17 protein-coding genes are annotated in these 19,033 nt (G+C 75.8%); 11 read left to right on the plus strand and 6 right to left on the minus strand.

Annotation, left to right across the window (positions count from 1 at the left end; translation table 11 throughout):
* The first annotated feature begins 118 nt into the window (after positions 1-118).
* From ACFYXU_RS13495 to ACFYXU_RS13520, 6 genes are all read left to right on the plus strand, one after another.
* Positions 119-1,531: an aminopeptidase P family protein gene (locus tag ACFYXU_RS13495; protein WP_389408996.1), complete on the plus strand. Its 1,413-nt coding sequence runs from the start codon at positions 119-121 to the stop codon at positions 1,529-1,531.
* 100 nt (positions 1,532-1,631) lie between these two features.
* Positions 1,632-2,870: an exo-alpha-sialidase gene (locus tag ACFYXU_RS13500; RefSeq protein WP_389408997.1), complete on the plus strand. Its 1,239-nt coding sequence runs from the start codon at positions 1,632-1,634 to the stop codon at positions 2,868-2,870.
* A 243-nt stretch (positions 2,871-3,113) separates the two neighbouring features.
* On the plus strand, positions 3,114-3,521 hold the full coding sequence (locus ACFYXU_RS13505; RefSeq protein WP_389408998.1) for an STAS domain-containing protein: 408 nt from the start codon (positions 3,114-3,116) through the stop codon (positions 3,519-3,521).
* A gap of 85 nt (positions 3,522-3,606) precedes the next feature.
* Positions 3,607-4,122: a PadR family transcriptional regulator gene (locus tag ACFYXU_RS13510; protein WP_376509622.1), complete on the plus strand. Its 516-nt coding sequence runs from the start codon at positions 3,607-3,609 to the stop codon at positions 4,120-4,122.
* A gap of 148 nt (positions 4,123-4,270) precedes the next feature.
* On the plus strand, positions 4,271-5,437 hold the full coding sequence (locus tag ACFYXU_RS13515; RefSeq protein ID WP_389457723.1) for a DUF2306 domain-containing protein: 1,167 nt from the start codon (positions 4,271-4,273) through the stop codon (positions 5,435-5,437).
* Positions 5,434-6,372 carry a hypothetical protein gene (locus ACFYXU_RS13520; protein ID WP_389457725.1) on the plus strand — a complete coding sequence of 313 codons (939 nt, stop codon included), beginning with the start codon at positions 5,434-5,436 and terminating at the stop codon, positions 6,370-6,372. Before ACFYXU_RS13515 ends, ACFYXU_RS13520 begins: the two co-directional genes overlap by 4 nt.
* Here ACFYXU_RS13520 and ACFYXU_RS13525 read toward each other — a convergent pair.
* Together ACFYXU_RS13525 and ACFYXU_RS13530 are read right to left on the minus strand one after the other, a co-directional pair.
* Positions 6,369-6,908 (minus strand): GNAT family N-acetyltransferase, encoded by a 540-nt coding sequence (locus tag ACFYXU_RS13525; RefSeq protein WP_389457727.1) that lies wholly within the window; start codon positions 6,906-6,908, stop codon positions 6,369-6,371. The genes ACFYXU_RS13520 and ACFYXU_RS13525 overlap by 4 nt on opposite strands.
* 59 nt (positions 6,909-6,967) lie before the next feature.
* Positions 6,968-7,516: a hypothetical protein gene (locus ACFYXU_RS13530; RefSeq protein WP_389457729.1), complete on the minus strand. Its 549-nt coding sequence runs from the start codon at positions 7,514-7,516 to the stop codon at positions 6,968-6,970.
* A gap of 130 nt (positions 7,517-7,646) precedes the next feature.
* Here ACFYXU_RS13530 and ACFYXU_RS13535 point away from each other — a divergent pair, with 130 nt between their 5' ends.
* Positions 7,647-8,225 carry an isochorismatase family protein gene (locus ACFYXU_RS13535; RefSeq protein ID WP_389457731.1) on the plus strand — a complete coding sequence of 193 codons (579 nt, stop codon included), beginning with the start codon at positions 7,647-7,649 and terminating at the stop codon, positions 8,223-8,225.
* Between the two features lie 16 nt (positions 8,226-8,241).
* Here the strand turns inward: ACFYXU_RS13535 and ACFYXU_RS13540 are convergent, their stop codons facing one another.
* From ACFYXU_RS13540 to ACFYXU_RS13550, 3 genes are all read right to left on the minus strand, one after another.
* Positions 8,242-8,772 (minus strand): carboxymuconolactone decarboxylase family protein, encoded by a 531-nt coding sequence (locus ACFYXU_RS13540; RefSeq protein ID WP_389457733.1) that lies wholly within the window; start codon positions 8,770-8,772, stop codon positions 8,242-8,244.
* A 12-nt stretch (positions 8,773-8,784) separates the two neighbouring features.
* A complete protein-coding gene (locus ACFYXU_RS13545; protein ID WP_389457735.1) occupies positions 8,785-10,413 on the minus strand; it encodes an FAD-dependent monooxygenase in 1,629 nt (542 codons plus the stop codon).
* 207 nt (positions 10,414-10,620) lie between these two features.
* On the minus strand, positions 10,621-11,448 hold the full coding sequence (locus tag ACFYXU_RS13550; protein ID WP_389409002.1) for an AraC family transcriptional regulator: 828 nt from the start codon (positions 11,446-11,448) through the stop codon (positions 10,621-10,623).
* A gap of 151 nt (positions 11,449-11,599) precedes the next feature.
* Between ACFYXU_RS13550 and ACFYXU_RS13555 the strand changes: the two genes are divergently transcribed.
* The gene (locus tag ACFYXU_RS13555) at positions 11,600-12,034 is read left to right on the plus strand and encodes a DUF2000 domain-containing protein (protein ID WP_361401254.1); all 435 of its coding nucleotides are present in this window, start codon (positions 11,600-11,602) and stop codon (positions 12,032-12,034) included.
* 27 nt (positions 12,035-12,061) lie between these two features.
* Here ACFYXU_RS13555 and ACFYXU_RS13560 read toward each other — a convergent pair whose 3' ends face one another.
* Positions 12,062-13,498, minus strand: coding sequence for a PLP-dependent aminotransferase family protein (locus ACFYXU_RS13560; RefSeq protein ID WP_389409003.1), 1,437 nt, complete (start codon positions 13,496-13,498; stop codon positions 12,062-12,064).
* Positions 13,499-13,661: 163 nt separating this feature from the next.
* Between ACFYXU_RS13560 and ACFYXU_RS13565 the strand changes: the two genes are divergently transcribed.
* From ACFYXU_RS13565 to ACFYXU_RS13575, 3 genes are all read left to right on the plus strand, one after another.
* Positions 13,662-14,912: a Tm-1-like ATP-binding domain-containing protein gene (locus ACFYXU_RS13565; protein WP_389409004.1), complete on the plus strand. Its 1,251-nt coding sequence runs from the start codon at positions 13,662-13,664 to the stop codon at positions 14,910-14,912.
* Between the two features lie 167 nt (positions 14,913-15,079).
* Positions 15,080-15,922 carry a phosphoenolpyruvate hydrolase family protein gene (locus ACFYXU_RS13570; protein ID WP_361401263.1) on the plus strand — a complete coding sequence of 281 codons (843 nt, stop codon included), beginning with the start codon at positions 15,080-15,082 and terminating at the stop codon, positions 15,920-15,922.
* Positions 15,923-15,984: 62 nt separating this feature from the next.
* Positions 15,985-19,023, plus strand: a complete 3,039-nt coding sequence (locus tag ACFYXU_RS13575; protein ID WP_389409005.1) for an AAA family ATPase — start codon at positions 15,985-15,987, stop codon at positions 19,021-19,023.
* The last annotated feature ends 10 nt before the right edge of the window (positions 19,024-19,033 follow it).

Consider the following 19,033-nt stretch of genomic DNA (forward strand, 5'->3'; position numbering starts at 1 on the left):
GTCGTGGCCGATCCGTGCCACTGACCGATCGGGGCACCCGGGACGCCCGCGGCGCAGTACCGTCCGGGTGCCGCCGACGTCCGGCGGCCCAGAAGACAACCGGAAGAAGGTGCAGGACGTGGCGAAGGGTCGCAAGAACGGCCTCTACAACAGCGTCTCCGAGGAGCTCTCCGCCCTCATGAGGACGGGGTGGGCGGACACCGAGCGGCACGACCTCGAACCGGCCGAGCAGGCCCCGTACGCGGCCGCACGCCGCACCGCGCTCTCCGCGCTCTTCCCCGGCGAGCGGCTGATCGTCCCCTCGGGGAACCTCAAGACCCGCTCCAACGACGACACCTACCCCTTCCGCCCGTACTCCGGCTACGTGCACATGACCGGGGACCAGGCCCGCGACGGCGCCCTCGTCCTCGAACCCCGCGCCGACGGCGGCCACGACGCCTTCTGCTACCAGCTGCCGCGCGACAGCCGCGACGACGACGAGTTCTGGATCGGCTACACGGCCGAGCTCTGGATGGGCCGCCGCCGCTCCCTCGCCGAGGCCGAGACCGTCCTCGGACTGCCCTGCCGTGACGTCCGTACCGTCACCGAGGACCTCGCCGCCGGCTCCGGCGTGCCGACCCGGATCGTCCGGGGCGTCGACCCGGCGCTCGAAGCCGCCGTCACCACCGACGAGGAGCGCGACGCCGAGCTGGAGGGGGCCCTCAGCGACCTCCGCCTCGTCAAGGACGCCTGGGAGCTCGGCGAGATGCGCAAGGCGGTGGACTCCACCGTGCGCGGCTTCACCGACTGCGTCGCCGAACTCTCCCGCGCCGTCGCCTCGTCCGAGCGGTGGATCGAGGGCACCTTCTTCCGCCGCGCCCGCCTGGAGGGCAACCACGTCGGCTACGGCTCGATCTGCGCCGCCGGAGACCACGCCACGATCATGCACTGGACCGACAACGACGGACCCGTGCGCCCCGGCGAACTCCTGCTCCTCGACGCGGGCGTGGAGACGCACTCCCTCTACACCGCCGACGTCACCCGCACGCTCCCCATCAGCGGCACCTTCACCCCCGTCCAGCGCCAGGTGTACGACGCGGTGTACGAGGCGCAGGAGGCGGGCATGGCCGCGGTCAAGCCCGGTGCCCCGTACCGGGACTTCCACGAGGCCTCGCAGCGCCACCTCGCGGCGCGCCTCGTCGAGTGGGGCTTCATCGAGGGCCCCGTCGACCGCGCCTACGCGCTCGGCCTCCAGCGCCGCTTCACCATGGCCGGCACCGGCCACATGCTCGGCCTGGACGTCCACGACTGCGCGCGGGCCCGCACGGAGGAGTACGTCGACGGCGTCCTCGCACCGGGCATGGTGCTCACGGTCGAGCCCGGCCTGTACTTCCAGCCGGACGACCTGACCGTGCCCGAGGAGTGGCGCGGCATCGGCGTCCGCATCGAGGACGACCTCGTCGTGACCGAGGAGGGCCACGAGAACCTGTCGGCCGGTCTGCCGCGCTCCTCGGCCGAGGTCGAGGCGTGGATGGCCCGCTTCGCGGGCTGAACCACCGCTCCGGGGCCGTCCGCGCGAATTCGCCGATACGGCCCCGGGTGTCGCCCCGGAGTTCCCCCTGCCGTCCCGCGAGGGGGGAAGGGTGGGGCGGATGGGGCGTGTGAGGGTGAAGAGCTTGGGGCTGCTCCTCCTGCTGGTGTGCGCGGGACTGTACGCCGCGCAGCGGGGCGCGCGGGACCCCGCCGGGGCGTCCGGCCCGCCGGCGGCCCCGGCCGGGTGCCAGGTCTCCGTCCCGTACGCGTCCGGGGCGGGCGGCTACGCGACGTACCGCATCCCCGCCGTCGTACGGACCCGCGCGGGGACCGTGCTCGCCTTCGCCGAGGGCCGCCGGACCGGGGCGGGGGACACCGGGGCCATCGACGTCGTGGTCCGCCGGTCGGCGGACGGCGGCTGTACGTGGGGGCCCCTGACGGTCGCCGCCGAGGGGCGCGGCGACACCCGAGGGAACCCCGCACCGGTCGTCGACCCGCGCTCGGGCGACGTGGTGCTGCTCAGCTCGTACAACGGCGCGGAGGCCACGGAGCGCCGGATCTTGCGCGGCGAGGTCCCCCCGGTGCGCGGGCGCCGGGTGTTCGTCCAGCGCAGCTCCGACGACGGGCGGACGTTCTCCGCGCCGGAGGAGATCACCACGCGCGTGAAGCGGCCCGGCTGGCGCTGGTACGCCACCGGCCCCGGGCATGCACTCGCCCTGACCCGCGGCCCGCACGCCGGGCGGCTCGTCGTGCCCGCCGACCACTCGGCGGCGCCGCCCCCGGGATCGCCGGACACCGGCGAGGAGCCCCGCTACTACGGCGCGCACGCGCTCCTCAGCGACGACGGCGGCCGGTCCTGGTCCCTCGGCTTCGTGGACGACGCCTACGAGGGATTCGTCAACGCCAACGAGACGTCCGCCGCTCAGCTCCCCGACGGATCCCTGTACTTCAGCGCGCGGGACCAGCTGGGGACGAGCCCCGGTCATCGCGCCGACGCCACCTCGGGCGACGGCGGCCGGAGCCTCGACCGCCCCTTCGCGCCCCAGCGCACCCTGGACCGCGTGCCCGTGGTGCACGGCGGCCTGCTGCACCTGGGCGGTCGCGACGGCCTCCTGCTGTTCTCGGCCCCCTCGGTGCCGACCGCGCGCGAGGAGGAGGCGCTGTGGAGCAGCCGGGACGGCGGGCGGAGCTTCACGAAGGCGCTGACGGTGGACGGGCGGAAGGCCGGCTACTCGGACCTGGTGCGGCTCGACGGAGAGACGGTCGGCCTGCTGTACGAGACCGGGGCGAGGAGCCCGTACGAGACGGTGGAGTTCCGGCGGATTCCCCTGCGGACGCTCACCAAAGCCGCGCCGTAGCGCGAGGCGCCGCGTCGTGACTCCGCGCGCTTCCGCACGCTCGGGCGCCGCCGTCTCCCTGCGGGCGGGGCCGCTCGGCGGCCGTCCTCACCGCACTGACGTCCGGTCCGGGTGTGTCCGAGCGAGAGAAAAGGGGGTGAATATTCACCGATTCAGGTGATTGCGGTCGAGGTGAAACGTCCCTCCCCCTGGCAGGGCGGCCAGGCTCGACGTGACACATGGAGCCACCCTGTGGAGCACCCGATGCAGCAGATCCCCCGTCATGACCCGTACCTCGACGTCCGCTCGACCGGCGGTGTCACCGTCGCCGCCCTCCGGGGCGAGCTCGACCTCGTCCTCGTGCGGCACCTGCGGCCCGAGCTCGACGCCCTCGCCCGGGAGGCCGAGGCCCTGACCGTCGACATCCGGCGCCTCACCTTCTGCGACGCCACCGGTCTCGGCCTCCTCGCGCACTGCGCCGGGCGCGTGCACCGGCGCGGTGCGCGGTGGCGGCTGGTCTGCGACCAGCCGTGGACCCTGAGGCTCATCCGGCTGACGGCGCTGGACGACCTGCTCTGCCCCGAGCCGGGGCCACCCCGCGCCCTCGGCCGGCCGAGGGACGCGGCGGTTCCGGTCCGCTCCGAGCCCGGGGCGACCGGCCCCGCCTCGTAGACGGCGGGCCCCCGCCCGGGCCCGGTCGCGCGGCCGGGGCAGGCGACGACGCGGGGCCGCGCCGCCGTCGCGGTACCGTCGCCGCATGTCTGAAGTCCGCTTGACCACGCCTTCCTTCCTCGTGCTCGGCATCATCGACAAGCTGGGCGAGGCCACTCCGTACGACGTGAAGGTGGAGGCCGCGCGGACGGTGGCCCCGTTCTGGTCGATGCCGCACGCCCAGGTGTACGCGCAGTGCGACCGGCTCCTCGACGCGGGACTGCTGTCGGAGGTGCGGCAGCCGGGCGGGCGCAACCGGCGTCTGATGAGCCTCACGGCGGAGGGGACGGCGGCGCTGCGCGGCTGGCTGGCCGACCCCGCCTTCGTCCCCGTCGAGGCCCGTGAACGCGGCATCCTCAAGCTGTGGTTCGGCGCCAGTCCGCGCGTCCACGCCCCGGTCCAGATCGACGAGCACCGGCGGACCCTGGACACCTACGAGGACCTCGCGCAGGACGTCGGGGAACTGCTGACGCGGGGGCAGCGCGAGGCGCTGGAGTTCGGCATCCGGTATGAGCGGATGATGGTCGATTTCTGGCAGTGGGTGGAGAGCCGCGAGCCCTGAGCCCGCCACCGGCCTTTTGTTACCGACCGGTTGACCCCGGCCGCCTCCCGCCCTACCTTCCTCCATAGTCCAGAAGTGACTATCGAGAGGGGGAACCGCCATGGGGCGTCCGACCGGCACGCGCGCGCGGTGGGGGAGGGCGGCCACCGTGACGGTGACCGTGGTCTGCCTGGCGTACGCGCCGATCGCCGTGACCGAGCTCTGGCCGTACGCCCGGCCGGGAGCGCCCGCCCTCGGCGAGTGGCTCCTCGGCCGCTCCGTCTCCCCGGAGTTCGTGGCCGAGGCGGTGCGCGACCGGATGGGACCGTACGGCCGCAGCCTCGTCCCCCTGATCGCGCACTCGGTCCTGGGCGGCCTGCTCATGGTGCTCGGCCCCGTGCAGCTGCTCTCCGCCGTCCGCCGCCGCGTCCGGCTGCACCGGATCGCCGGGACCGTCTTCGCGGTCACCGTGTACGCGTCGATGGCCGGCGCCGCCCTGTACCTGGTGCGCACCCCGCCCGAGGAGGCCTTCAGCGGGGCCGCGTTCTGGATCGTCCTGGCCACGATCCTGGCCGGCACCGTCGGCAGCGTGACCTTCGGCGTCCTCGCGGCCGTCCGGGGCCTCCCGGACCTCCACCAGCGCTGGATGCTGCTCTGCTACGGCTTCCTGATGACCGCTCCGCTGCTCCGGATCGAGTGGGGCCTGCTGCCCTCCCTGTATCCCGGGCTCGGCCTCGCGGACATCAACCGGGTCGCGATCATGCACCTCGGCGCGCTCGTCACCTTCGGCGCCCTCCTCGCCTCCCGGAGCCTCGACCGACGGCCCACCGTCCCCGGCGTGACCGGCACCTGGTGTCCCCCGCCGGTGCGGATCGCCGCCCATCTCGCGGGCGCGGCGGGCCTGGTGTGGATCACGGCCGCGTTCCTCGACGAGGGCACCGCCGGGCGCCGACTGCTCCTCGCCTATCTCGTCCCGTACCCCGTCACGTACGCGGTCCTCGCCGTCCGGGCGGCGCGCGCCGGCGCCCGGGGCGCGCACTGGGCGCGCGAGGAGTGGTCGCTGCACCTCGCCGCGCTCTGCCTGGCGCCCGCCTTCTCGGCGGCGACCGTGCCCGTACTCGAACGGACCCTGGGCCTCGACCGGCTCACGGCCCTCGTCGCGGGCGTCGGGGTCGGCTGCGGCATGCTCGCGTACGCCGCCGTCGCGGTGGTGAGCCTGCGGATCCTGTACGCGCGTGAAGTCACGCGACGGCAGCGGGAGTTCGCCGACCTGCCCACGATGCCGGCGCACGCGCCGGTCGCGACGGGCGCCTCCGCCGAAGGAGCCAGGGGATGAGCGCCACCGGGCAGGAGACGGTCACGCGCGCGGAAGACACCGGCGGACGGGCGCTCGCGCCCGCCGTCGTGGTCCTGAGCGGTGTCGTCGGCGGCATCAGCGCCGCCGTCGGCACGCTGCTCGCCGTGGCGGCCCTGACCGGGCACGCGGCGGGGGCCTGGGTGTCGCCCGAGGCGCTGAGCCCCGGCCTCGTCGGGGCGGCCATGGCGGGCGTGGCGCCCGCGCTCTTCACGATCGGCCGGGCCCGCGTCTGGGAGGAGGCCAGGAGCCTGGTGCTGCCGCTCGCGATCGTCCTCGTCGGCCTCTTCACGGTGACCGTGCTGAACGCCGGAAGCCTCCAGGCCGTACGCGGCGGTCCCCTGTTCCTCGCCCTGTTCAGCCTCGGCTGGGTCGCCACCCTCGGCGTCCTCGCCCTCGCCGCGGTCGGCTGCCTCGCGGCCCAGTACCGCAGCCGCCCCACCGGCGCGGTGGCGCGGCGGAGTCCGGTCGCCCCGCTCCCCGCCTGGTCGAAACCGCCGCTCGCCGTGCTCGGCTCGGGATGGCTCGGCATCGGCGCGGGACTGCTGTGCTTCCCCGGCTTCTGGGGAGCGCTGCTCCCCTGGACGGTGAACCGCGCGGACGCCCAGGGCCTCGGCGTCTGGGCGCTCGCGCTCGGCGTCGGCGTCCTCGGCTCCCTGGTGGAGGACGACCTGGCCCGGATCCGCCCCGCCCTCCACGCCGTACCGGCGGTGGCCGTCGCCCTCGGGGTGGTCCTCGCCGCCCGCGCCCCCGCGGTCGACTGGTCCTCCGGCCCCGGCGCGGCCCTCGTCACGCTCGTCGCCGGACTCCTGGTCACGGGCCTCTCGGGCCGGTGGCTCCTCGCCCGCGCCGTCCGGGCGGGCGAGGGGAGCGCTCCCCGGGGGCGTCCGGCCGGTCTCCCTGACTACACCCCCTAGGCCGGGCGGGACTTCCACTCGTCGGCCAGGAGGCCGAGCAGCACCTCGTCCAGGAACTCGCCCATGACCCACGCGGAGGAGCGCAGCACGCCCTCGCGGACGAAGCCGTTGCGCTCGGCCGACCGCAGCATCGCGGCATTGTCGGCCAGCGTCTCGATCTGGAGCCGGTGGAGGCCGCGCACGGCGAAGCCGTAGTGGCTGAGCACGGCGACCACGTCCGTGCCGTAGCCCTTGCCGCGGGCCGAGGGGAAGAGGCCCAGACCGATGTGCGCGCTCCGGCTGTGGTTGTCGATGCCCCACAGGTTGGCGCTGCCGATCAGCGAACCGCCCTCCAGCTCCACGATGGAGAAGGAGACGTTCCGCTCGTTGGTGTCGTCCACCACGAGCCGGGGGTCCTTCGCGCCGGGTGTGATCGGCCGCCACGGCGCCGCCTCGGACCGCGACCCGTTGACCACGTCGTCGTAGAGCTCGGTCCGCAGGAGCGTGATGTCTTCCTCGTGGCGGGCCCTGAGCCCGACCGTGGTACCTCGCAGCATGCGGGATTCCTATCGGACCGGACTCAGCGGCGGCAAACGAATATGCGTGCGGGCGCGGCTCAGGAACGCCATCGCGGGGCCCCGTCGTCCGGGGTGTCCGGGCTCCCGAAGTGGAAGGGGACCGCGAGGTGCCGGGCCAGCGCCCGGCCGGCCGATTCGGCGGCCTCGGCCGCCGGGTGGAGCCGGTCGCGGGTCCGCCTCCCGCCCAGGTGCAGCACGGCGGCTTCCCGGTGGATCATGGCGAGTTCGTGCTCGCCGACGGGGTCGTCCGTGAGCGCGAGGAGGAGCACGAACCAGTCGTGCACGGTGTCCCCGTCCCAGACGGCCTCGACCGCGACCACCCGCCCCGGACAGCCCGCGGCACGGGCCGCCAGCGACTCCAGGTCCAGGGGACTCGGCGGGGTGCGCGCGATCCGGTCGCCGTGGTGGAGGTACCGGTCGTGGACGACCCGCTCCGCGTCGTGGAGCCCCAGACCGCGGCCCCGGCACGTCTGCCACACGACCCGCACGGCCTGGAGCCGCGCGTCCTGGAGGACGTACCCGTCGACCTGACTCCGGATGCCGTCCGGCAGCAGTTCCCACCACGCAGACGCCGTCGACTCGGCCATGCGGATCCTCCCCTGTTTCCCGGCCCCCGAGGCTACGCGCGGGCCGGAGGGGAGCGCCCGGGTTTTCCACCCGCGCCGGCGGGGCCGAAACTCCGTGGCGCGGGGGGTCGGTGGGGGTGATGATGGCCGGATGACCGAGCGCGCGCTGCCCGTGGATGCCCTGATCGTCGTCGACGTCCAGTCGGCCTTCGTCACCGGCGAGGGGGCGGTGCCCGCCGCCGCCCGGCTCGTCGACAGCACCAGCGACCTGATCGAACGGGCCCGGCGGGACGGCGCGTTCATCGCCCACCTACAGAACGACGGGCCGCCCGGAGCCGAGGACGAACCGCACACGCCGGGCTGGGAACTGCACCACGCCGTGGCCCACGGTCCCACCGAGGTCGTGATCCGCAAGCCCCACGACGACGGGTTCGAGGACACCACGCTGGGCGAGGTGCTCACCGGGGCGGGCGTGCGGTCGGTCGCCGTCTGCGGCGTCATGTCGGAGATGTGCGTCCAGGCGACGGCGCGTACGGCCCTGGCGCTCGGCTACCGGGTCGTCGTCCCGCACGACGCCCACGCCACCCAGGACATCCCGGGGGCGCCCGGCATCGCCGAGTCGGTCCCGGCGGCGACGGTGTCCCGGGTCGCCGCGTACGCCCTCGGGAGCGACGCGGAGACCACCGTCACGGCGGCGGACGTGACGTTCGCGGCGCCCGCCGCGAGGTAGGCCCGCCCGCCTCCGCTCACTCCTCGTGCTCCGGCTGGATGCCCGCGAGGAGGTTGAACGCACCGGTGAGCAGATTGAGCGTGACCACGCCGACCACCTCGGCGATCACCCGGTCGCTCCAGCCGTGCGCCCGCACCTCCGCCACGTCCTCGTCCGCGAGCGAGCCCGGCTCGGCGAGGACCCGCAGCGCGAGGCCGATGAGAGCGGCCTCGCGCGGGTCGGTCGAGGTGCCCTGGCGGGCCAGTTCGATGTCGGTCGCGGTCAGTCCCGCCGCGCGTCCGGCCTCCTGGTGCGCTTCGCGGCAGGTGCCGCAGCCGATCCACTCCTGGACGGCGAGGGACAGCTTCTCGCTCAGGGCCCGCGGGATCCTGACCCGCTTCATGGCGCGCGAGAGGCCGAGATAGCCGTCGAGCAGAGCCGGCGAGTGGGCCATCGTGGACACCATCTCGCCGACGGACCCGTGCCGTTCGACGAGGTCGGTGAGCAGCTCGCGGGCGCGTCCGGGTGCCTGCTCCGGGGTGAGCGCGGTCAGTCGTCTGGTGGTCATGGAACCCCTCCTCTACATACCCTTGGGGGGTATAACGCGACGGGGTGTCGAGAGGTTCCCCCGAGGCCCGGGGGACCGGTCGGTCCGCGCGTGGCCGAGCGCCGCGAGATAGGCGCCGAGCAGGGCGGGGCGGGCGAGCGGGGCGACGAGCCCCACGTACCCGTCGGGCCGCACCAGACACAGGAGGCCCGGGTGGCCGAGCCGTCCGGCCTCGATGCCGTCCCGGGGGGTCACGGGCAGGATCCGCACCGGCGCCGGGAACCGGGCGCACTCCCGGCGCAGGGCGTCGACCAGCGCGGGCTCGGCCCGCCCCGCGCGCAGGACCAGCGTCCACCGCCCGTAGCCGAGCAGGGTGTGGATCCGCCGGGCGACGGGTCCCGCGGCGGCGACCCTGACGTCGGGCATGCGGTCGCCCGCGCGGGGCCCGGTCCGGTGGTACGGGGCGGCGAGGTGCCAGGACAGCGCGCCGCCCCGGTGGCCGGGGCGCGGGTCGGGACGGCGCCGGAAGCCGCGGCGGGGGAGCGCGGCCGGCACCGCGGCCGTGAACGCCCGGTGGCCCAGCGGGGGCAACGGCCGCTCCATGAAGTCGAACCGCATCGCGCGGACGTAACGGACCGCCATCCGCCGCTGCTCGTCGCTGTACGTGTCCAGGAGTCCCTCGCCCGCCTGCCCCCGGTGCACGGCGGCCAGCTTCCAGGCGAGGTTGTGGGCGCCGAGGATGCCGAGGTTCACGCCGTGGCCGCCGGCCCGGTCCCAGGCGTGCGCCGCGCCCCCGGCGAGCAGCGCGCGGCCGTGCCGGAGCCGTGCGGCGATCCGGTCGCCGGGGCGGTCCCGGTCCTGTCCGGCACGGTCCGTCGTCAGGAGCCGGAGCCCCGGGACGCGGAGGGTGTCCGCGACCAGGTCGCGCAGTTCGGCCCGGGAGGGCGCGGCGGCCGGGGCCGTGCCGGGACCGTCCAGGAAGCAGAAGAAGCGGAGGTCCCCGCCGGGCTGAGGGAGGACGAGCAGCGAACGGTGCGGGGCCAGGAAGAGGCGCCCTCCGCCGGGCCGTTCACCCGGCGGCCGGCCCGGCCGGGCGGCGCCCCGGGCGACGAGGAGGCCGACACCGGGGCGGCTCTCGAAGGGGATGCCGAGCCGGTCCCTGACCACACTGGAGACGCCCTCGCAGCCGACGATCCACGGAGCGGCGGCGGACTCGACCCGGCCGTCCCCGTGGCGCAGGGTGAACGCGGCCCGGTCCTCGTGCACCTCGACGCCGGTCAGCTCGGCGCTCCACTCGACGCGGGTGCCGAGCCGGGCGAGCTCCTCGCGGAGCAGGCGTTCCACGTCGTGCCGTGCGACGGCCAGGGGGCGGGCGTGGGCGGACAGAACCCAGCCGGTGGTGAGCTCGCCGAGGAACCGGTCGCGCGCGTGGATCGTGACCGCGTCCGCCTCCCTGCCGTGCCGCCGCAGGACCGCGTCGATCCCCAGGGCGTCGAGCGCCTCGCGGGCCCGCGCCCAGAGCACCAGGGGGCGGACCTCGCGCGCGGCGGCGGTCGCCCTGTCGACGATCCGCACCCGCAGCCCGAGACGGCGCAGGCCGATCGCGAGCGTCAGACCGGCCGGCCCCGCTCCGACCACGCACACGTCCACACCGTCGCCCACCCGGTCACCCGCTCCCCGCTCGCTCGTCCCGCCGCCGATCAGGGTGGGGGCGGAAGATCGGCTTCGACAGGGCGTGCGACGGGGCGCGGGGATCACACCGGCCGGAGCGGAGTCACCACCAGTGCGTCATCTGTTCCGTTTGCGCGACCCCGGGCGGAATCCAGCCGTCCGCGGGAGAGGAACGGCACGTCGGGCCGGGTGGCCGGATCACACCCCCGACGAGGGTCCGCCGCGCGCGCCGGCGAAGCGCCCGGGAGTGGTGCCCACGATCCGCTTGAAGGAACGGTTCAGGTGGGACTGGTCGTAGAAGCCGGTCGCCGCCGCCACGTCGACGGGCGCCCGGCCGTCGAGCAGCAGCTGCCGGGCCCGGTCGATCCGGCGGGCCGTCAGGTACTGGTGCGGTGCGATCCCGAAGGCCCCGCTGAAGGCCCGTACGAGATGCGCGGGGTGCGCGTGCAGCAGCAGGGCGGCCTCGTCCAGGGTGACGCCCTCGACGACGCGCGCGTCGAGCAGCTCGCGCAGGGCATGAGCCACGCCGGGCCCGGCCTCCGGCCCCGGCCTCACCTGCCGGGGCCGCAGATGGCCGCGCAGCCGGTCCCCGACGAGGGCGAGGCGGCTCTGCGCCTCCAGTTCGTCCCCCGGCTCCGCGAGCGCGGCGTGCAGCTGCCCGACGCGCCTCCGCAGCAGCGGGTCGACCAGGTCGGGCGCGTCCACCGCCGGACCGATGAGGCTCGCGTCCAGCTGGGTGCAATCCAGGTAGAGCACCCGCTTCCGGAAGCCGTCGGAGGTCGCGGGGGAACCGTTGTGCGGCACTTGCGGCGGGAGCAGGGACACGGTGTCGCGGGGCGTCCCGCGCTCGTGCCGGTCGAGGTCGTAGCGGACCGCGCCGTCGTCGACGATGAGCAGGGTCCACACGTCGTGCACGTGCATCGGATACGCGTGCTCGGTGAACCGGGCGTGGAAGACCTCCACGACACCCGGCACCCGCGGGCGCCAGGCCGAGACCTCCTGCCGGGTCTCCCCACGAGCCGCCATACGGGAAACCTCTCCTCCGATGAGTGTCGACGAGTGCCGACGAGTGTCGACGAGTGGGGCGCCGGTGGGACGCCGTGCGCGCGGCCACCCCGCGGTCACCTCGCAAGAAACGTACAAGACCGTACGAGGGGCCCGGCGGCAGTCTCGGACCATGACGACGAACGAGCACGCCCCCGTACGCTTCGACACCAAGATCGCCGTGCTGCTGCGCGAGGACCTGGAGACCTGGCAGCGCCTGAACGTGACGGCGTTCCTGGTCAGCGGGCTCGGCACGGAGCTTCCCGAGGTGATCGGCGCGCCCTACGCGGACGCCGACGACACCCCTTACCTGCCGATGTTCCGCCAGCCCGTCCTGGTCTTCGAGGGCGCCGAGGAGACCCTGACCGCCGCCCACGGCCGCGCCCTCGCGCGCGGACTGCCCCGCGCGGTGTTCACCGGCGACCTCTTCACCACGGGCAACGACCGGGACAACCGGGCCGCCGTACGGGCCGTCGGCACGGGACAGCTGGATCTGGTGGGCATCGCCGTGTACGGGCCGCGCAATGCCGTCGACAAGGTGCTGAAGGGGGCCCGGATGCACCCCTGAGGGGGCTCCCCGGTCGCCGCCGTGCCGTCAGCCCGCCGCGCGGTCCGCGCAGTCCAGCAGGACCGGGAGCGCGGCGGCCAGCGCCTCCGTGCCACGGGCGTACGGCAGTCTGAGCCGGTCCCGGAAGCCGTCCACCGGCGAGAACGCCGCGCCCGGCACCACCGACACCCCGTGCCGCCGCGCCAGCTGGGCGAGGGCCTCCGTGTCGGTGCCCGGGACCCGCACCCACAGCGCCGGGCCGCCCGCCGGCCGCGTCCACTCCCAGTGGGGCGCCGCCCCGCGCACCAGCGCCTCCGCCGCGTCCCGCTGCCCCCGCAGCTCGGCCCTGCGCCGGACACGTGCCTCGGGCAGCCCGTCGAGCAGCCGGACCGCGACGAGCTGGTCCACGACCGAGCAGGCCAGGTCCACCGAGGTCTTGATCTCCGCGAGCCGCGCCACCACCTGCGGCGACGACCGCACCCAGCCCACCCGCAGCCCGCCCCAGAACAGCTTGGAGAGCGTGCCGACGGTCACCGTGGAGGTCATCGGGAGCCCCGCGACGAGCGGGACCGGGGCGGTGGCGTCCCCGTCCTCCCCGTCCCCCAGGGCGAGTTCGGCGCAGGCCGTGTCCTCGACCGCGAACAGCTCCCGGTCCGCCAGCACCCGCCGCCACTCCCGCCGCACCGAGTCGCCGAGCGTGCGACCGGTCGGGTTGTGGACCGTCGGCTGGAGGTACACCAGCCGGGGCCGCCCGTGCGCGCACAGCCGCAGCAGCTCGGCGGGACCGGCCCCGTCCGCCCCGTCGCCGCCGACCGGGACCAGACGGGCGCCCCGCGCGCGCAGCGCCTCCAGGGCTCCCCGGTACGTGGGGTTCTCCACCACCACGGTGTCGCCCGGTTCGACCAGCGCCTGCGTCACCAGCCACACCGCCTGCTGGGAGCCCGAGGTCACCAGGATCTGCTCCGCCTCCGTCGCCACCCCCGCCGCCCGGTAGTACGCGGCGATGCCCTCGCGCAACGCGGGGATCCCGTACGGGTGGTAGCCGTCGTCCCCGAGCAGGCCGCGCAGGTCGCCCCCGCTCAGCGACCCGACGGCCTCGGCGACCGCGCCGAGCCCGGGCAGCGCCCCGCTCGACAGGTCGGCGGTCCCGGAGCCCCCCGCCCGCGCGTGGAAGCTCACGAGGCGCCCCTCCGCCACGTACCGGTCGAGCGCACCCGACCCGCGCAGCCGGGACCCGCTGCCCCGCACGCTCTCCAGCCACCCCTCGTGCTCCAGGAGCCCGTACGCGGCCGTCACGGTGGACCGGCTCACCCCCAGGACCAGCGCCAGTTCGCGCTGCGAGGGCAGCACGCTGCCGCCGGCGACGTCCCCGCGCTCGGCCAGCTCCCGCAGCGCGTCGGCGAGGCGGCGCGGCAGCGGCCCCGCTCCCTCCGACGACCAGCCGGTGAGGAGCCGTGACAGACGGGTCGAAGCAATCCTGGCCATGGCCCCCATCTTGCTCCACGGCGCCCGCGCCCCGGTCACCGCGGCGCAGGCCAATCCGGCCCGACTGGTCGTTGTCCTCGCAGGTCACCCGACGGAGGATCGTCACGGCGGGACCGGTGGACGGGACCGGGACACAGGGCGGGACCGGGAGAAGGGTGAGGGCATGGCGACCGTCGTGCTGGTCGGCACACTGGACACCAAGAGCGAGGAGTACGCCTGGCTGCGCGAGCGGCTCAGGGAGTACGGCAGTGAGGTCCTCCTCGTCGACACGGGGGTCATGCCGCCGTCCGCCCAGGCACCGGCGGCCGACGTCTGCGCCGACGTCGTGGCGCGGGCCGCGGGACACGACCTGGCGAGTCTCCGCGCCGCCGGGGACCGCGGGGCGGCCGTCACCGCCATGGCGCAGGGTCTCACCCGGATCGTCGTCGACCTCTACCGCAAGGGGAGGCTGCACGCCGTGCTGGCCGCGGCCGGCAGCGGGGGCTCCGCGATCGCCGCCCCGGCCATGCGGGCCCTGCCCATCGGCGTCCCCAAGGTGCTCGTCAGCACCATGGCCGGCGGTGACGTCTCCCCGTACGTCGACAGCAGCGACCTCACGCTGATGTACAGCGTCGTCGACATCTCCGGGCTCAACGCCGTCTCCCGGCAGGTCCTCGGCAACGCGGCGGCCGCCGCGGCCGGAATGGCCCGACGCCACGAGCGCAACCACGACGAGTCCGCTGGCCGGGGACGGCCGGTCGTCGCGGCCACCATGTTCGGCGTGACCACCCCGGCCGTGGACACGGCCCGCGCCCGGCTCGCCGAACTCGGCTACGAGGTCCTCGTCTTCCACGCCACCGGCGCGGGCGGCCGGGCCGTCGAGAAGCTCGCCAGGGACGGCATGCTCGACGGCGTCCTCGACCTGACCACCACCGAACTCGCCGACGAGCTCGTCGGCGGCGTGCTCAGCGCCGGACCGTCCCGGCTCACCGCCGCGGGGGCCGTCGGCATCCCGCAGGTCGTCGCGCCGGGCGCCCTTGACATGGTCAACTTCGGCCCCGCCGCGACCGTCCCGGAGCGGTTCGCCGGACGCCGGCTGCTCGCCCACAACGCGACGGTCACCCTGATGCGCACCACCGCGGGCGAGATGGCGGAACTCGGCACCGGGATGGGCCGCAAGCTCCGCGCGGCCCGCGGTCCCGCCGAGGTCTTCTGGCCCCTGCGCGGTGTCTCCGCCGTCTCCACGGCCGACGGACCCTTCGCCGACCCCGAGGCGGACCGCGCCGGGCTCGACGCGCTGCGCGCCGCCGTCCTGGGCGGCGAGGTCCGCGTCCACGAGCTCGACGCCCACGTCAACGACCCCTCCTTCGCGGTCGCCATGGCCGACCGCCTCCACCGGCTGATCGCGGAGAACCCCCGTGGGGTGGACCGTTGACGACCGAGGATCCCCGCGCGGTGGACCGTTGACCGTCGAGTGACCCGCCGCACCGCCGCATTGCCGACCGCCGAGCACCGACAGCCCCCGCACCACCGACCGCCGAGTCACCGAGTCAGCGAGACACCGAGTCAGCGAGACATCGACACACCCGAGGAGAGACCAGCGTGAACACCCGGACCACCCTCAGCCGCCAGGACGTGCTCGACCGGCTGCGCGCCCAGGTCGCCGCGGGCCGCCCGATCGTCGGCGCGGGCGCGGGGACCGGCCTGTCCGCCAAGTGCGCCGAGGCCGGCGGCGTCGACCTGCTGATCCTCTACAACTCCGGCCGCTACCGGATGGCCGGCCGGGGCTCGCTCGCCGGCCTCCTCCCGTACGGCGACGCCAACGCGATCGTCCAGGACATGGCCCGCGAGGTGCTGCCCGTCGTCCGCGACACCCCCGTCCTCGCCGGAGTCTGCGGCACCGACCCGTTCCGGCGCATGGACCTCTTCCTGGACGAGCTCAAGGCCATGGGCTTCGCCGGAGTGCAGAACTTCCCCACGGTCGGTCTGTACGACGGCACCTTCCGGGTCAACCTGGAGGAGACCGGCATGGGGTACGGCCTGGAGGTCGACATGATCCGCGCCGCGCACGAGCGCGACCTGCTCACCGCCCCGTACGTCTTCGACCCCCAGCAGGCCGCCGACATGACCGCCGCCGGAGCCGACGTCCTCGTGCCGCACGTCGGACTCACCACCAAGGGCGCCATCGGCGCCGGCACGGCCATGACGCTCGACCAGGCGGCCGCCGCCGTCCAGGAGATGCACGACGCGGCCAAGCGGGTGAACCCCGACGTCCTCGTCCTCTGCCACGGGGGACCCATCGCGGAACCCGAGGACGCCCGCCACGTCCTGGAGCACACCAGCGGCGTCGTGGGCTTCTTCGGGGCGTCCTCGATCGAACGCCTGCCCACCGAGCGGGCCATCACGGAACAGACCCGCGCCTTCAAGGACCTCGCGACCGGCTGACCCCTGTTAGTGGCGTGCCGTACAACTGAGAACGCGGCAGACGGCGGGACAGGGGGACACACATGGAGGCATTCGCGGACCGGAGGCGCGTCGACCGCGCGCCCCTCGTCGGACGCGACCGGGAACTCGCCCGGCTGGACGCCCTGCTGCGCGCCCGGGCCGGCGGTGCGGGCCCGGTGGCCGTGGACGTCACGGGGGAGCCCGGCATCGGCAAGACGCGCCTGCTCACCGAGTTCGCGCTCCGGGCCGGGCGGCACGGGCCGACGGTCCTGCACGGCCGCGCGGGACCGGTTCCCGAGCCCGGCACCCCCTACCAGCCCTTCCTGGACGCCTTCGCCGATCTGGACCACCGCGACCGGGCGGCCGCGCCCGACCTGGCCGACCTCGCGGAGCGCGTCGAGACCGCCGGAGAGGCGCGACGGATCGCGGCCGCCCTGACCCGGGTCGCCGCGCCCGGACTGGTGCTCGTGCTCGACGACCTCCACACCGCCGACCCCGCCTCCGTCGCGCTCGTCGACCACCTCCTCCGCCACCCGCCGAGGGCACCGTTCCTCCTGGTCCTCGCCCGGCGCGAGCGCCAGACCCCGCCCGCCCTGGCGGCCGCCCTCGCGCGTGCCGAGGACACCGGGTCCCTCGCACCGCTCTTACTCGCCCCCCTGACGCCCGAGGACTGCGCCGAGGGCTTCGGGGCCGGACTGCCGCCCGCGCTGGCGCGCGAGATCCACGCCGCGAGCCGTGGCTACCCGCTCTACTACCGGGCGCTCGCGCACACCCGCACGCGCGGGGCCGAGGCCCCCCACCCCGGGCCGGTGGCCGCCCTCCTGGCCGAACTCGCCCCGCTCGACCCGGCCCGGCGGTCGGCCGTGGAGGCGCTGGCGGTCCTCGGCGACAGCGCGACCGCCGAACTGCTCACGACGCTCATCCGACCCGACCGGCACCCCGCTCGGCCGGCGCTCCGGGAGACGGCACTCCAGGCCGAGAGGCCCCAGGACGAGACGCACCAGGACGGGGCGCTCCAGGACGGGACGCCCCAGGACGAGACGCCCCAGGACGGGGCGCTCCAGCGGGAGACGCCCCAGGAGGAGGCGTTACCGCGAGAGGCGCTCTCGGAGCAGGCGCTCCAGGACGAGACGGGCGAAACACTGCGGGAGCTCGTGCGGCGGGACCTCGTCCGGTGCGGTCCCGACGGGCGCGGCCTGGTGCTGCGGCATCCCGCGCTGCCCGAGCTGGTCCTCGGCGCGCTCGACCCCTGGCGGCGCCGGGAGCTGCACCGGCGGGCCGCCCGGGCGCTGGCCGAGGCCGGGGCTCCGCTGACCGAGCGCGCCCCGCACCTGCTCCGGTCCACGGCCGTCTGGGACCCGGTCACCGCGGCCGAGCTGACCGAGGCCGCCGAGCGGATCGGGGCGGCCGACCCCGCGCGCGCCGCCGACTGGCTGGGCGCCGTGCTCGACCTGCTGCCCGCCGGGGCCGAGCACCGCCCGGCCCGGCGCGAACTGACGCTCCGCCGGGCCCGCGCCCTCGGCGCGGCGGGCCGCGTCGCGGAGAGCCGGGACCTCCTCCATCCCCTCATCGACGGCGGCCACCCCGGGGCGGACGGACCCGGGGACCCGGAGCCGCTGACCTCCGCCGTGCTGCTGTGCGCCTTCACGGAGCGCCACCTCGGCCGGTATCCCGAGGCCGACGCCCTGCTCCGCCGCGAGCTGGAGCGGAGCCCGGGGCCCCGGCCGGACCTGCGGACCCGGCTGGTCGTCGAGTGGGGCTGCCGCGCCCTGTTCGCCGCCCGCTACCCCCAGGTCCGCGCCACCGTCGCCGAGACCCTCGACGCGGCCCGCCGGCGCCGCGACGACACCGGCACGGCCGAGGTCCTCACCCTGGCCGCCCTCGGCGAGGCGTACGAGGGCGGGACCGCCGCCTCCCGCGTCCACGCCACCGAGGCCGCCGCGCTCACGGACGCCCTCACCGACGGCCGACTGGCCGAGCACGCCGAGTCGTTGGTGCGCCTCGGCTGGAGCGAGGCCTTCCTGGAGCGGTACGGCGCGGCCGAGCGGCACACCGCCCGGGGCATCACCGTGGCCCGCCGCGCCGGACGGCCCTTCGCCCTCTCGCAGCTGCTGCTCTGCTCCGCGTACGTCCACCTCCTGACCGGCAGGGTCGCCGTCGCGCTCGACCGGGCCGAGGAGGCCCTCGCGGTCGCCCGCGCCCTGGGCGGCGCCGAACTCATCGGCTTCAGCGGGGCGATGCGGGCCACCGTGCTCCTGCACGCCCGGCCCCTCGGCGCCCCCGAGGCACCCGCCGCCGCCGAGGAGGCCGCGGCGGCCGTCGGGACCGCCGAGGGCTGGTGGGCCACCCAGGCCCGGTCCATGCTCGCCCACACCGTCCCGCCCGGCCGCGACCCGCACCGGGTCCGGGAGGTGCTCGTGCGCGCGGGCGGCGACCGCGACCTCTCCCGGCTCCAGCCGTCCCTGCGCCCCGGCTACTTCGAACTGCTCTCCGGGGCGGCCCTCGCCGCGGGGGACCTCCCGGAGGCCGAGCGCACCGCCCGCCTCGCCCGGGCGGAAGCAGAGGCCCTCGGGCTGCCCCAGCAGTGCGGCGCGGCCCACCGCGCCCGGGGCCGCGTCCTCGCCCATCGGGGCGAACCCGGCTCTGCGGCAAGGGAGTTCACGGAGGCGGCGCGGGACGGCGCGCGCTCGGGCGCGATCCTGCGCGAGGCCCAGAGCCTGCTCCTCGCGGCCCCGCAGCTCCAGGCCTCGGGCGACGGTCCGCAGGCCGCCGCCGTGTGGCGCAGGGGCCGCCGCCTGGCCGTCGAGGCGGGCGCCCGCATGCTGGTGGACCTGGCCGACCGGAGCCGGCCCGCACCATCCCGCGCCGGCACCGCGGGCGGGCCGCTCGCCGTCCTCACCCCGCGCGAGCGGGAGATAGCGGCCCTCGTGGCCGAGGGCCTCACCAATCAGGCGATGGCGGACCGGCTCTGTCTGAGCCCCCGCACCGTCGAGAGCCACGTGGCCCGGGTCTACCGCAAGACGGGGGTGGAGACCCGGGCGGGCCTGGCCTCGCTGGTCGTCCGGGACGCAGCGGCGGGCGGTCGGTCCCCGCGCGGATAGGCGGCGGCCA

Source organism: Streptomyces sp. NPDC002232 (genome assembly GCF_042890295.1).
Classification (GTDB): domain Bacteria; phylum Actinomycetota; class Actinomycetes; order Streptomycetales; family Streptomycetaceae; genus Streptomyces.